The organism is Sulfurospirillum halorespirans DSM 13726 (genome assembly GCF_001723605.1).
Lineage (GTDB): Bacteria > Campylobacterota > Campylobacteria > Campylobacterales > Sulfurospirillaceae > Sulfurospirillum > Sulfurospirillum halorespirans.
The window spans coordinates 2,525,608-2,539,509 of sequence record NZ_CP017111.1 but is presented as its reverse complement, the minus strand read 5'-3'; the positions used below and the strand labels follow the sequence as shown (position 1 = coordinate 2,539,509).

Here is a 13,902-nt window from a genome sequence, read left to right as displayed (position 1 = left end):
ATTAACGGTAATATTTACGCTCTTTTTTAAGCTCGGAAGGAAAGATGCCATAGCGCTCTTTAAAGGCTTTACTAAAATGGCTGAGGCTTTTATAGCCTACATGTAAAGCCGCTTCTTGCACCGAAATCTCCTGCTTTTCCAAAAGTTCTTTGGCTTTTTCCAACCGTTTGATATGCACTAAGCCATAAACCGTGGTTCCAAAAAGCTCTTTAAATCCCTGTTTGAGCTTAAATTCGTTGATGGCACACTGATGTGAGAGCGCTTTAAGTGAAGGTGGGTTGGAAAGATTGCCAAGTAAAATCTGCTCCGCTTTATGAAGGGATTTGCAGTCATCTTGGCACAGTTTGGTGCAGACATGCACTGAAGTGTTGTGGAACGTTTGGTAGACCAGTTCGAGTAGTTTTGACTCCAAATAGAGCTCTTGCAAAGGACCTAAAAGCTCTTTTTGCTTCAGGATATGCTCCAGTAAAACACGTTGATTCTGTGCCATGTTTTGATACGTGTTTATTTGAAAGTAGCCTGGTGTTAGCGAAGTTTCATAGGTGTGCAGAGAATCCAATAGTGCTTTATCAACAATGAGCGTGTGGCACGAATAGCGCTTCTGTTTTTCATAAATACCCAATGAGTGCAATCCTTCATGAATCGTGCCTTGAATCATGCTGTTTTGACGCATTGAAAACGCTTTTTTGTCATTGATCGATTTGAAACATAAGTCATCGCCAAGGTTAAAATAGAGAAACGATTGCTCCTTCATTTCCAAAGATTGAAGGTGCATCTCCTCATGAAACATGCCTTCAAACGCACCATATGCAATGCCATTGCCTGTGTTGAAATGCGTTAAAGTGACATTTCCATACGCTTGTAGAAGCGCCGTTTGCCCAAACGTCCTGGGGCTTTGCGCACTGAAAAGCTCTGGCATCGCTTCAAAAAAGTCGTCGCACGAGAGGGTGATAGCCACTCTAAATCCTTTACATGTAAAATGTTTTGTGGTGTAAAACGCTTTTGGGTGCGTAGCCAAAATATTTGGTAAATGCCGTTGAGAAGTTGCTTTGGTGTGCGTATCCGACAGCTTTTGCTACTTCATCAACGCGCATCTCTTGAGTTTCAAGTAGGGCCTTGGCATGCTGGAGGCGTTGTTGGCAGATGTAGGTGAAAAGGCTCTGACCAAAGAGCTGTTTGAAGCTGCGTTGCAGTTTTGAACTGTTGGTTTTAGCAACGCGTGAAAGCTGTTCAAGGGTGAGCGGTTCTAAGAGATGTTCTTGAACATACGCTGCTACTTTGTTCATGTAAAAGCGTTCGAGTTCTGGCAGAGATTTTTGGGATGTTGTGTTTTGATGCAACGCCCAAAGCCAATCGTGTAACAGTTCATAAACTTTGGATTTGAGGTAAAAAAGGTTCATGGGTTCGCGAAGATCCAAATGGCTTAGCATCTCGATGCTGTAGCGAGCATTTTGACTCAACGGTGCTTCTTGCAGGATATTAAAAAGGGGTTTTTGCTCCAACGTATCGAGAAGTTTTGACAAAGGATGGTGGGTATCATCCAGTGTTTGTTGCAAAAAAGATGGAGAGATGACAAGGTTAAACGAACGGGTTGCTAGATCTTTTTTGTAATAACTTTGCCCATTTTCTCGGTTTAAGAGTACGGTGTAAAGACGGTTTGTTTGGAACGTTTGTTTCAGGTGAAAATCACGGTGTTCATACGCAATGCCTCCTTGCGTAAAGGTTGCAAACATCAAAAGAGGCTGCTCGAATTGGTTGTTGAGTGTTAAGTTTTCTTTAGCGGTGAGGTCAAAATGGCACAACATGATGCCTTCGCCGAGAATAATAGGATGAATATTTCCTTTTGCATACGGTTGCAACAAAGCTGTTTTATCTTGGTTCGCATTTTTTGGATTGAGCAAATCAAGCGATTGTAGGTCAATTGTATTGCACATGATGGTTTCCTCATAAAAAAATGTTGCTTTGGCATAAATAACATATTGATATTTACTATCAAATAAAAATAGAATAACGCAAACTTTATTTAGGAAAGCTTAGGAGAGAAGATGCGTAGAAAAAGAGTGTTGAGTATGGCGGTTATCGCGTTGATAAACGTTGGGGCATGGGCAGAAGAGACAAGACTAGATGAAATTGTTTTAAGTGCCGATAAAACAGGATCAAGTACACTTTTGGAGTTGCCTTCAAGTGTGAGTGTGGTGAGTTCCGATCAGATCAATGATTTTTCTATCAAAGATTCGATGGGGTTGCAGAGTATGACTTCAAACTTTCTTATTGTGGAAACCGGTCCTGCTACGGTAACAACGTTTGCCTCGATGCGAGGCGTTACGGCTGGAATGATTGGTACACCTGCAGTTGGATTTTATGTGGATGATGTGTATTACAGCGCTTTGGATATGAACTTTTTAGACATCGACCATATTGAGGTCTTAAAAGGGCCACAAGGTACGCTTTATGGGCGCAACTCCGAAGCGGGTGTTGTCAATGTTGTGACCAAAGCGCCTTCGTTTGTACCCAGTGCCGAAGTGGGGATGGAGTATGGCAGTTTTAACACAATCAGCTCTCATGCGATTATCAATCAGCCCTTAAGCGACACGACAACTCTTCGCGCGGCACTTCGTTATGAACACAGTGACGGCTATTTTGAAGACACGTTAAAGGGCGATGATGTGGGTGAGGAGAAAAACATCGATGCGCGCTTGAAACTTTACACGAAAGTGAACGATGATCTTAGCGTGAGCATCGGGTATAACTACCAAAAAAGCGATTCGCCGCATTATGCACAGTATGCCCCATGGTCAGGTGAAACGATACGTAAAAACGTTGATGTGGACTATTTGGGCGATGCCAAAAAAGAGATACATGATTTACATGTAAAGACGGATTACACCTACAGCGATGCCCTTAAAATCGTCTCCATCACGTCGGCAAAAAAAGAGCATTACGTCGCCAATAACGATATTGATTTTACCTCGTACGATTTAACGAGACTTTATACCGATAAAGAGGTCAAGTCGCTCTCCGAAGAGCTTCGATTTATCGCCAAACCCAATGAGCGTTTGCAGTGGATTAACGGTATTTTTCTTCTCAAAGAAGAGGAAAAACACGACTACCAAATGCCAATGAACTTTATGAATATGGGCATGGGTATGCCCACCGAGACGCTGGTGCAAAAAAGTAAGATCGACACGCTAGGAACTGCTCTGTTTAGCGAAGCGACATACAGTTTTGAAAACAGTTTACAAACCACTTTAGGGCTTCGCTACGACAGGGAGAAAAAAGAAGATGACTATGCACAAACGGGTGGAACGATGCTCTCTATGTTTGGATACGAGGATAAAAGTGGCTCTGCAAGTGAGACGTTTGATGCGTGGCTTCCTAAATTCTCTTTAGCCTATAAACAATACGAAGCGTTTAGTCCGTATGTAACGATTTCGAAAGGTTTTCGAAGCGGTGGATTTAACACAACCGATACCGTGGGGCAAAGCTACGATCCTGAATTTACATGGAATTATGAACTCGGTGTCAAGTCCAAACTCAGCGATACGCTCTCTTTAAGTACCGCACTTTTCTACATTGACTGGAAAGATATGCAAGTGGAGTTAGCGCAAAGCAACGGCGTGGCGTATATTGACAACGCCTCTAGCGCGACCAGTAAAGGAGCTGAGATTGAGCTTCACATGAATCCGATGGAAGGTTTAAATGTGTTTAGTGGTCTTGGGTACACCAAAGCGACGTATGAGGAGTACACGAAAGGAAGCGAGAATTACAGCGGCAATTATGTTATCAATGTACCACGTTATACGATCAATTTAGGGGCAAATTACCGTATTCCTAGTGGTTATTATATCGGTGGAAATTACGCCTATTTTGGCGATATTTACTATGACAATGCCAATACCCATTCCCAAAGTTACGGTGTGACCAATCTGAAAGTCGGTTATGAAACAGAGAAATTTGATGTCTACCTTTACGGTAAAAACATCTTTGATGAGGGCTGCATTACCCGTGCGTTTATCGTCAATTCTTCATGGTATGCAAGAGCTGGGGAGCCTCGAAGTGTCGGTGTTGCTTTTACCTATCGATTTTAATGGAGTTAGTTTGACTAAAAATCCGTTTCGGGCGCAAAATAATCCCTCTGCCGTTAAAAAATTATTGATAATGGTTCTTAATAAAGGGTACCATTCTCCCTTAACTATCCAAAGGAGAATGGTGTGAAGAGAAAAAAGGTTGCATTTGCAATGATTTCAGTCGTGGTCAGTAGTCTGTTGTACGGTGCGGAGGGAGAATACAACCTTGAGGGTGTAACCGTCAGTGCCAATAAAATCGAGGAGAAGATCCAAGATGTTCCGCAGAGCATTACGGTTTTGAGTGAGAGCAATTTGGAAGATCGTGAAATTAAAAACGTTGAGGGGATTATTCAAGAAATTCCTAATATGTCTTTTTCGCCACTTTATTATCAAAGTGTCAACTTTAGGGGCATTAATCAATCGATATTTACCTCGAATAATCCCGTAACGATCTACATCGACGGTGTTTCGCAAAGTAACTCTTACGCGTACGAGGCGTCTTTGGCAAACGTCGATCATGTTGAGGTGTTACGAGGTCCTCAAGGAAGCCTTTACGGCAAGGATTCTATTGGTGGGATTATCAACATTATCACAAAATTGCCTAAGAATGAATGGGGTGGTACGATCGGGGCGGAGTACGGTACGGACAATTACATGTATACGACGATGAGCGTGGGCGGAGCCGTGGTGGATGACGTGCTGTTTGTGAACGTTAACGGCGATTATGCGAGCGATGAGGGGTACATTACCAACCTTTATGATGGTGAAAAGGGGATTGATGAGACAAGCAAACACAACATCGGCGTGAACATGACGTGGAAGCCGACCGATCGTTTTAGCGCGCAATTAAGCTTATCGGATTATTACAGCCGTGCAGGTGCGATGGATATTGTTGGTGTTCCTGCGGGAGAAAATATCAATTCTTACAGCCGTAGCGATACGAAATTCCAAGATTGGGACGTTGATAATAAGATCACGACCAAGTCCAATTCGCAAGCGTTGAATTTAAAGTATGCGTTTGATGCGATGGACTTAACATCGACGACGACCCATAAAAAAGTAGAAGCAAACGGAACGTTTGATTTGGATACCACCTATAACGGACTAAGTGCGTTTGTGGATCGCGAAAGCGACACCTATACGCAAGAATTAAAACTCTCTAGCCCAAACAAAGAAGGGTTTAGGTGGGTTGCGGGACTTTACTATGAAAAAGAGGATATTGACTATCCAGGGTATGGACGCCAATACAGTTACGGTACTTACGGCTCCGTCAATATCAATGATGCTTCGACGCAAAAAGCCGAGACGTATGCAGCGTTTGGACAAGTCATTGTCCCGTTTGCAAGTCATTTTGAATGGACTTTGGGTGGACGTGTTCAACGTATTGAAAAAGAGATCGATTCGAATTATACGCTGACCTCGATTGATTTGTATCCTGGGATGGACTTTGCTACACACCACTACGATGCCAAAGATTCATGGACGGCATTTTTACCCAAAACGGCACTGTTGTATAAAATCAACGACAACCTCTCCGCATATGCGTCAATTTCAACGGGATACTTACCTGGGGGATTTAATAATTATGCTACCAGCGGTGGTAAAGAGACCAATATGTTTGAACCTCAGAAGTCTATTAACTACGAAGTGGGTGTTAAAGGCGATACGTTAGATGGAACACTCTTTCTAGGAGCAAACATCTTTTATATGGATATCACAGATATACACGTCTATACCCAAGTGGGTACCATTATGACTGCTTCCAACGCCGATAAAGCGCATTCCCAAGGTATTGAGCTTGAGGCGTTGTATAGGCCGATTCCAAGCATCGAAATGAACGGTGCAGTGGGCTTAATTCAGACTGAATATGATGACTATAAAGTCTATAGCTCAGGTATTTTAGTTCCTACCGAGGGCAATAAAATTGAGCGAACCCCCTCTTATACGGCAAAAATAGGCATCGGTTATACGCATCCAAGCGGAGTGTATGGACGCGTTGATGTTAGGGCGCAAGGCGAGACCTATTACAATCCTGAAAATACGATTAAAGCAGATGCCTATATTGTTGGTGACGTGAAAGCAGGGTATCGCATGAAATCAGGACTTGATGTTTATGCGTATGTTCAAAACGTGACCAATGAAGATTATATTATCAATGCTACCGCTCAAACATTGATGCCCAATTACGACACACTCGTGATGTTTGGTGAGGGCAGACGTGTGGGAGTCGGGTTTAAATATACCTTTTAAAGGATAGGTGAATGCAAGAGCAAAAAAGGGGGCTATGGGCGATCATGGCTCCTGTAAATAAAGAGATACAAACAGCAATCCTCCTCTCTGTTTTGGGAGGAGCGTTGTTGGTGGTAGATATGGCGCTTTTAGCGTATGTGATGGCAATTCCTCTGCATGGAAGTGTTGAAATTTTGAGTTTACATGTAAGCTTTTGGGGCGCATTTAGTCTGCTAGGAGTGATTGCAATTTGTTCCTTTTTACTTTCAAAGTACGCCTTTATTGTTTCGCATCATGGGGCGTTTAAGCTCGAAGAGATTTTGCGCAAAAGGCTTATTGAGCATTTGGCACAAACGCCTCTTGGGTATATCATCACCACAGGTTCGGGGGCGCTTAAAAAGGTGCTTCTGGATGATGTCAAAAATCTGCATGCGTTTGTGGCGGATACCACGCCGATGATTGGCAAAAGTGTTGCCACACCGATGGCTTCACTGATAGCCCTTTTGTTTATAGACTGGCGTTTGGCATTGGCGAGTATTGTGGTGCTTGTGGTAGGTGGGGTGATTATGGCGTGGGTGATGCAAGATTCGGTCGAGCACCGTAAAAATTACGACGAATCGCAATCGCAGATCAACCGTTCTGTCATCGAATTTGTGCAAGCCATGAGCGTGGTGCGCACGTTTGATGATGGAAGCAGTTCGTTTAAACGTTACACCGACGCGCTTCTTCGTTACAAAACGTGTCTGAAAGCGTGGATCAATGCAACTGCTATCTCCGCCAAACTTGGCATGATGATCCTAAGTCCGCTGCCAACGCTGTTGGTGGTGAGTGGTGTGGGCATTTGGCTGATTGCGAAAGATGCGTTAGATTTTGCGCCGTTTATCGCAGCACTGCTGATTAGTACAGGTATGGCAGATGCGATGTTACCTCTGATGTGGATGAGCAATTTCATCAAAAAATCCCAAGCAGCAGCACTTCGTATTCAAGAGATTTTAGATCTACCACGACTGGAGTATCCTGAAATAACGTCTATACCCCAGGATGCGAGTGTGCGTTTTGAAGATGTCTCGTTTGCCTATGAGCGTAAAGATGCGTATGCCCTAGCGTCGGTTAGTTTTACGGTGCCGGAGGGCAGTGTGACCGCGTTAGTCGGTCCTTCGGGTGCTGGCAAAAGTACGGTGGCAAAGCTGATTCCTCGTTTTTGGGATGTGAACCAAGGACGCATTTTGATCGGTGGCGTTGATGTGCGCACCATCAGTGCCGAGTCTTTGATGGCACATGTCTCTTTTGTCTTTCAAGACACCTTTTTATTTCACGATACGTTAGGGGCTAATATCAAAATGGCAAACCCAAACGCAAGCGATGCTATGATGATAGAAGCAGCCAAAGCGGCGCAGATTCACGCGTTTATTATGAGCCTTCCACAAGGCTATGAAACGTTAGCAGGAGATCGAGGAACAAGACTCTCAGGTGGGCAAAAGCAGCGCCTTACAATCGCGCGTGCTATTTTACGCAATGCGCCTATCGTTGTTTTGGATGAAGCAACCGCTTTTGCCGATCCTGAAAACGAAGAGGAGATCATCAAAGCCCTTGCCAATTTGATGCGCAATAAAACCGTTATTGTCATCGCACACCGTCTTTCAACGATCAAAGATGTCGATCAGATCATCGTTTTCGATCAAGGAAAAATCGCTGAAATCGGATCGCATGAGCATCTTTTAGCTCATAATGGACTTTACGCGATGCTTTGGGGAAATTACGAAAAAGCACAACATTGGGATTTGCGCGCCCTAAAGGAGATCGTATGAGTCATACACATGCCCATCACTACGCCTCGTTGCCTAAGGTGTATCAGCTCTCGGTTGCGTTAGCAGGCAATTACGCAAGTGGTTTTAAACGCAGTTTGGTTTTTTTCACCCTTGCTTTTACCGCTCAAGGGGTTGCTTTTGCGATGTTCTATCCGCTCTTAAAAGCGCTTTTTGCTACGCCATTTATCGTCGCAGATGTGCTGTTTTACTTAAGTGGTATGGCGCTGTTTAGCCTGCTTTTTTGTGTGCTGAAGTGGCTAGGGCACGGGTTTGATTACTCAGGTTACATCGCTGAGGTGACACACGATCTGCGCACCACTCTTGGCAATGCGCTGCGCAAAATGCCTTTGGAAAAACTCAGTCGTTATAAAACAGGTGAGCTCAATGCCATTTTTTCAAGCAGTGTCGATGAGTCGGTCATGCACATGGGCGTGGTTGCTGCTCTTTTTTTGCAGATTACGGTGGTGCCGATTGTCGTCGTTTTGGTGACTCTGTTTATCGAGTGGAAGTTAGCGCTCATTATGGCTATTCTCATTCCGATGATGATTCCGCTTTACCGTTGGAAACGTCGCGTTAGTATTGAAGAAAAAAGCGATTTTAGTGAGGCAAATGCCCATCTTGAAGCGGGATTTATCGAGTATGTGCAAGGGCTTGCGGTTCTTCGCGCACTCAATCAAACAGGTGCGAATGCTAAAAATCTGCACGCTTCCATTGAACATGTCAGAGCCGTGCAAGGCAAAGGGGTTGAACAAGCGACCTTGCCTCTGCTCATCATGGGCGTGTTAATCGAAGTGATTTTGCTCATTCTTTTAGCCGTGGGAAGTTTCATGGTCGATGAGCATCTCTTAGCGCTCCCCACTTTAGCGGCGATGTTAGTGATAGTTTCACGCCTGAGTGAGCCTCTTTCGATCTTTTTAGGCATCGTTCCGATGTTTGATCTGATGGACACAGCGTTTTTGCATATCAAGTCCATTTTGGCATCAACCCCTTTACATGTAAAGATGCCAACGGCTGAACCTAAGAGTTTTGAAGTCACTTTTTCAGGGGTCAATTTTGCCTACGAAGGAGAGAATGAGCGCGCTCTTAAAGAGGTTAGTTTTACCCTCAAAGAGCGCACACTCAATGCGATTGTTGGGACTTCTGGTTCGGGTAAAACAACTTTGAGCAAAGTGTTGATGCGCCATTTTGATCCTCAACGTGGTGAGGTGCGTCTTGGTGGGGTGGATGTTCGTTCTATTTCGAGTGATACGCTGATGAAGCACTTCTCGGTGGTCTTTCAAGATGTCTATCTGTTTGATGACACAATTTTAAATAACATTCGTATGGGAAGATCTGATGCGAGCGATGAAGCAGTGGAAGAGGCTGCTAAAGCGGCGTTTTGCCATGAATTCATCGCACGGTTACCTGAGGGGTACCAAACGCGTATTGGCGATATAGGCGGAAGTCTGAGTGGTGGGGAGCGGCAACGCATCAGCATTGCGCGTGCTATTTTGAAAAATGCACCGATTGTTATTTTAGATGAGCCAACCGCTGCACTCGATACCCAGAGTGAAGTCGCGGTGCAAAGAGCGATCGATGCACTGGTTCACGATAAAACGGTCATTGTCATCGCGCACCGTCTCTCAACGATTCGTGCTGCCGATAAGATTTTAGTCTTTGATGCAGGGTGTTTGGTCGAAGAGGGAACGCATGAAAGCTTGGTTGTCAAAGAGGGAAAATACCATGCAATGTGGAGTGCGCAACAACGCATTAAAACGTGGAATCTTAACACCCATGTCCGCTAAAACTTCCTTACAACACAAAGCTCTTTTGCTGAATCTTTATGTCTCTCAGTACCTAGGGCTGGGCTTTTTCATGGAGTCGTTGGTTGCTATTTTGCGTAAAAATGGGGTTCCGCTAGAGCAGTTGGGGCTGATCTACTCACTCGGTCTTTTTATGATGCTTCGTTTTTTGTGGGCGCCTTTGATCGATAAAGTCTGTTTTAAACGCTTTGGGCATTACCGCACGTGGCTTTTTATCTGGCAGAGTTTGATGGTGCTCAGTCTTTTACATGTAAGCCGTTTTGATGTGCTCACAGAACTTCAGCCACTGTTGATCGGGTGCGCTTTTTTCGCCTTTTTTGCGGCATCGCAAGACATTGCGGTGGATGCACTGGCGTATAAAATTGTCTCGCCTAAAGAGCGTGGCATGGTCAATGCCTTAAAAATCGGTGGTGGGCTGGTTGGGATGTTTATCGGCGGTGGATTGGTTTTAATTGTGTATGAGCATCTAGGATGGTTTTACGCGATGCTAATTTTATGCGTTGGGACGACCACATCGCTCTTTCAACTGTTGTTTTTTAAAGAACCCAATGACATGCACACCATCAAAATACATGAGCCTTCGTGGAGAGATTTCTTTCGATTTTGGAGGGGCAAAGAGAAGCGTCGCTGGTTTGTGTTGCTGTTGGCATACCCCGTGTGCATCAGTGGTGCATATGGGCTGATGACGCCTATTTTGGTTGATGCCGGGTGGCGGTTGGATCATATAGGGCTTAATATCAGCATTTTTGGCTCAATCCTCGGCATTATCGGAGCGTTTGGGGCAGGGTGGTTGATTGAGCGGTTTGGGCGAAGGCTGATACTCATCTGGACACCGTTTGCACAAAGTCTGGGCATTTTATGTCTGTTATTGCCAGCTTTTGGTTATGCGCATTTTGGTTTTAGTATGCTGGCTATTGGCTCGATTATGTTTTTTTACAGCCCTTCTGCTACTGTGCTTTCAACATTGATGATGGATCATGTGGAGCATTCGCCTGCGCTTGAGTATGCGATGCAGCATTGTGTTTTTAGTTTTGCAGGAATCGTTTCAGCAGGAGTCACGATGAGTTTGGCAGGAATCTTTGGGTATGTCAATGTCATTATCGTCCTTTCGCTTATCGCGGTGGCAACGAGTATTTTTGCATGGTATCTCAGTGGTGAAGTGGTCGTGAAAGAAGAGAGCACGATACAGGTCGAGTTTATCGGATAAAATGGGAGTAAATGATGAAAGAGATGAAGACCTTAATGGTCGTAAATTTGTTATGTGTTGCCGCGATGATGGCATTTTTAGCCGTTGTTGGGCCGATTATTCGTGCCCTTCATATGCAAGAGTGGCATGCAGGATTAACCGTGGCACTTGCAGGGGTTGTGTGGGTTGTGATGGCGCGGTATTGGGGTAAAAAGAGTGACACGGTAGGTCGAAAACCGATTTTATTGATGGGTGTTTTAGGCGTTGGCGTTTCGTATCTGCTATTGGCTTCCTACATCGATTTTGCACTCTTAACCATGCCGCCTATTTTGGTTTCCCTTGGGATGATTGTCTTGGCGCGTGCGTTGATCGGTGTTTTTTACGCCGCCATTCCTGCGGTTTCTAACGCTTTGATTGCTGATAAAGTAGCGGCGAGTGAGCGGACAAATTATATGGCAAAATTGGGCGCATCAAGTGGGTTTGGAATGATTTTAGGGCCTGCCGTGGGTGGCTATTTGGCGGCGTATGGACTCTCCGCGCCGCTGTATGCATTTGCGATTTTACCACTGGTTGCAGCATTTTTGGTCTATAAAACGATTCCGAAAACGCCCAAACAGCATGTTGAAGAGGTACCGCATCCTAAATGGAGCGATGCGCGTTTGCGTTTACCAATGATCGCGGCATTTTTAACGATGTACAGCGTGGTCACTTCACAGGTTTGCTTAGGCTTTTTTGTCATCGATAAACTCGCCCTTGATCCTACACTTAGTGCCAAAGTGACGGGATATATTTTAGCCTTGGTGGGGGTTTGTTTTATATTGGCTCAAATTATCGTTTCCAAACGCCAAGGTGTTTTGCCACAAAGATGGCTACTCTTAGGTTCCATCATTGCGGCTATTGGGTATGTAATTGTTTTTATGATGAACTCTGGCGTCATGCTAGGGTTTGGTTTTTGCATCGCAGCCTTTGGTATGGGGCTTATTTTCCCTGCGTTTCAAGCAATGGCAGCCAACAGTGTCAGCGAAGCTGAACAAGGAGCTGCGGCAGGTACGGTCTCTTCCGCACAAGGCTTGGGCATCATCATCGGACCATTGGCGAGTACGGCATTGTATGGAATCAACCCCATTTTTCCTTTTGTGGTCGCCTCCATCGCATTTGCACTTTTAGGTGTGTTTGCATTCAGGCATAAAGCATGTATGACGTCTTTGTGCTAGCCATTGCTCTTAGTATGGATGCTTTTGCTGTTTCGATAGGACTTGCTTCCAAACAGAAGAGAACATGGCTCTCTCTTGCATTAAAAGCAGGATGCTATTTTGGTGGATTTCAGATAGTGATGTCCGCTATAGGTTATTTAGGCAGTGTGGGATTAATGCACTATATCGCCAGTATTGATCACTGGATTGCGTTTGCGCTTTTACTGCTTATCGGCATTAAGATGGTGTATGAATCGTTTGAGGAAGGCACGCAAAATGATTTTAAAAAGCTGACGCACCGCATCTTTTTAATGCTTGCCCTTGCGACCAGTGTGGATGCAATGGCAGCTGGTTTTTCACTGAAGCTGTTTGATGTTGAGATCTTTTGGTCATTAGGGATCATTGGTATAACAACCTTTTGTTTGAGCTTTTTAGGCATTTATTTGGGGCATAAAGGTGGTCAGCACTTTGAAAAAGGGGCTGAGCGTATGGGAGGGATAGTACTCATTGCGATTGGGTTTAAGATTTTATGGGAAGATTACATGAAGAGTCTATTTTAAAAGAAGGAGAAGCTTATGGCAACGATAACATCATCTTTTCAAAGTATGCACAAGCATCAACCGTTAAAGGCGAAAGAGGAACAGCATCATCACCATGATCATACCCATGCGCATCATCATGGAAATTCTTTAAGCGACCAGTTTCTGCTTAAGCTTTCGTTTGGCATTACCTTTTTGGTGATGATTGTGGAGATTGTCGCAGGTATGTATGCCAACTCTTTAGCATTGATTTCAGATGGTATCCATATGTTCACCCATGCGTTTGCACTTTTTCTCTCGTTGGGTGCTTTGATCATTCGTACAAAAAAGGCGAATGCTCAAAAGTCCTTTGGTTACTACAGAGCAGAAGTGTTAGCGGCTTTTGTAAATGGTTTGATCATTGCTGTGTCTGTTGTCTGGATTGTGTATGAGTCGATTGAGCGTTTGATAACCCCTGAGGCTATTTTAAGTGAGACAACCTTGATGGTTGCGATTGTCGGTTTAGTTGTTAATATCATCACTGGGGTAGTTCTTTACAAGGCAGATAGAGAAAATATCAATATCAAATCCGCTTTTTTGCATATGCTCACCGACGCGCTCTCTTCGGTGGCGATCATTATAGGTGCCGTCATTATTTACTACACCGATTTTTTTCTTTTAGATGCGCTTCTAGCGCTTTTTATCTCGATGGTTATTTTAAAATGGGCATGGGGGTTGATTCACGATTCTTTGCACATTCTCCTAGAGGGATCACCCTTGGATACGACTGAAATTTATACACGTTTACTGCAAGCATTTCCCTTTATCGCCTCGGTTTATGACATGCACTGTTGGGAAATTAGCCATAACTACTACTGCTTTAGTGCGCATATAAAAGTGCATCCATTTGCCCATGAATCTCATAATGATCTGCTTCAAAAAATAAGCTCATTTTTGGAGAAAGAGTTTGCGATAGCGCATGTTACAGTGCAACTTGAACACGAAAAAGCATCGTTCAAAAGGGTCTTTTAAGATGAGAGTGGCGAAAAATTAGGCAGATAAATTTGATAAAAGTTATTGATTTCATGGTAAATTAAGC

At 44.2% G+C, this 13,902-nt stretch carries 10 protein-coding genes; 8 read left to right on the top strand and 2 right to left on the bottom strand.

Annotated elements, in window-relative coordinates:
* Position 1: 1 nt before the first annotated feature.
* Positions 2-958, bottom strand: coding sequence for a helix-turn-helix transcriptional regulator (locus SHALO_RS12735; protein WP_069478845.1), 957 nt, complete (start codon positions 956-958; stop codon positions 2-4).
* Between the two features lie 10 nt (positions 959-968).
* The gene (locus SHALO_RS12730) at positions 969-1,934 is read right to left on the bottom strand and encodes a helix-turn-helix transcriptional regulator (protein ID WP_069478844.1); all 966 of its coding nucleotides are present in this window, start codon (positions 1,932-1,934) and stop codon (positions 969-971) included.
* A gap of 111 nt (positions 1,935-2,045) precedes the next feature.
* Here SHALO_RS12730 and SHALO_RS12725 point away from each other — a divergent pair, with 111 nt between their 5' ends.
* The 8 genes from SHALO_RS12725 to SHALO_RS12690 all read left to right on the top strand — a co-directional run bounded on the left by SHALO_RS12725 (position 2,046) and on the right by SHALO_RS12690 (position 13,835).
* Positions 2,046-4,088, top strand: coding sequence for a TonB-dependent receptor (locus tag SHALO_RS12725; RefSeq protein WP_084010936.1), 2,043 nt, complete (start codon positions 2,046-2,048; stop codon positions 4,086-4,088).
* A gap of 123 nt (positions 4,089-4,211) precedes the next feature.
* A complete protein-coding gene (locus tag SHALO_RS12720; protein WP_084010934.1) occupies positions 4,212-6,317 on the top strand; it encodes a TonB-dependent receptor in 2,106 nt (701 codons plus the stop codon).
* Between the two features lie 11 nt (positions 6,318-6,328).
* Positions 6,329-8,104: an ABC transporter ATP-binding protein gene (locus SHALO_RS12715; protein ID WP_069478842.1), complete on the top strand. Its 1,776-nt coding sequence runs from the start codon at positions 6,329-6,331 to the stop codon at positions 8,102-8,104.
* Positions 8,101-9,888, top strand: coding sequence for an ABC transporter ATP-binding protein (locus SHALO_RS12710; RefSeq protein WP_069478841.1), 1,788 nt, complete (start codon positions 8,101-8,103; stop codon positions 9,886-9,888). Before SHALO_RS12715 ends, SHALO_RS12710 begins: the two co-directional genes overlap by 4 nt.
* Positions 9,827-11,113 carry an MFS transporter gene (locus SHALO_RS12705; protein WP_238585247.1) on the top strand — a complete coding sequence of 429 codons (1,287 nt, stop codon included), beginning with the start codon at positions 9,827-9,829 and terminating at the stop codon, positions 11,111-11,113. The genes SHALO_RS12710 and SHALO_RS12705 overlap by 62 nt, the downstream gene beginning before the upstream one ends.
* Before the next feature lie 11 nt (positions 11,114-11,124).
* Entirely contained in the window at positions 11,125-12,306 is a 1,182-nt protein-coding gene (locus tag SHALO_RS12700) for an MFS transporter (protein WP_238585246.1), read from the top strand.
* A complete protein-coding gene (locus SHALO_RS12695; RefSeq protein ID WP_069478839.1) occupies positions 12,285-12,845 on the top strand; it encodes a manganese efflux pump MntP in 561 nt (186 codons plus the stop codon). The genes SHALO_RS12700 and SHALO_RS12695 overlap by 22 nt, the downstream gene beginning before the upstream one ends.
* A 15-nt stretch (positions 12,846-12,860) precedes the next feature.
* The gene (locus SHALO_RS12690) at positions 12,861-13,835 is read left to right on the top strand and encodes a cation diffusion facilitator family transporter (protein ID WP_084010932.1); all 975 of its coding nucleotides are present in this window, start codon (positions 12,861-12,863) and stop codon (positions 13,833-13,835) included.
* Positions 13,836-13,902 lie beyond the last annotated feature (67 nt).